Source organism: Vibrio sp. D173a (genome assembly GCF_030248475.1).
On record NZ_JAHGAH010000589.1, the window covers coordinates 1 to 1,030 of the forward strand.

Genomic DNA, 1,030 nt, shown 5'->3' on the forward strand with positions numbered 1-1,030 from the left:
TTGGTGAGCAGGACTCTCCTTTAATTGCTCAAGGGCGTAAAAAAGTGGTCCTTGAACTACTTTCTCCTGCACAGCGACCGCTGCAAATAACGCAAGATCTAGCGGGCTTTTGGGCTGGGGCATATAAAGAGGTTCAGAAAGAGATGAAAGGTCGATACCCTAAACATCCTTGGCCGGATGATCCAGCAACTCACGTAGCTACCACTAAAACCAAACGACAGTTGAATCGATGATGATAAAAATGTTTACACCAAAAAAGGGGCCAGCGAAAAAGGCACCTACTAAAAAATCACCGACAGCTAAGTCGCCACAAACTAAATCGACCAAAGCAAAACCGAGAAAGCCGAGAGCCCCTGCCAAGAAGCGAACCACGAGCAAGCGAGGTAAAGCGAATCGTGGTTGGTTGAAGATGTTGTGGGGCTTTACATGGAAGGCGGGCCTTGCAGTCGCGGCCATTCTACTATTTGTGGGCATTTATCTAGACACTGTGGTTAAACAGCGTTTTGAGGGACAACTCTTTGATCTACCCACTGTCGTGTATGCCCGCGTATTGGATTTGTCACCGGGTACGCCAATCAGCATCAAGCAGGTGCGCAATGAGTTAGATGTACTTAACTATCGTAAGGTTAGTGCGCCTCGCCACCCGGGGGAGTACTCCTCCTCTTCAACTAAGATCGAGCTGATTCGTCGACCGTTTGAGTTTGTTGATGGACCAGAAGCGGATCGCCATGTGATGCTGCATTTTAATGGCAATGAGTTAACGCGCATTCAGTCATTAGAGAAGAAAGGGGATATGGGCTACCTGCGCATTGAACCTAAGATGTTAGGCATGCTTGAGAAGCGCAACGACGAAGAGCGTCTATTCTTGAAGCGAAACCAGTTCCCTGAAGTGATGGTCGATGCCCTATAGGTGACTGAAGACCGAAACTTCTATCAACACGATGGTGTATCGCCTGTTGCGATTGCCCGTGCCATGGTGGTTAACGTCAAAGCGGGTCGTACGGTACAAGGGGGCAGTACGCTAACGCAG

Annotated in this window: 1 protein-coding gene and 1 pseudogene; both read left to right on the forward strand. The window is 48.9% G+C overall.

Annotated elements, in window-relative coordinates:
- On the forward strand, window positions 1-233 hold a 233-nt coding region (locus tag KIV40_RS27740; protein ID WP_285352412.1), incomplete at its 5' end, for an ATP-dependent helicase C-terminal domain-containing protein.
- Window positions 230-1,030: pseudogene (locus KIV40_RS27745) on the forward strand (transglycosylase domain-containing protein); the annotation flags it as partial. The gene KIV40_RS27740 and the pseudogene KIV40_RS27745, both read left to right, overlap by 4 nt.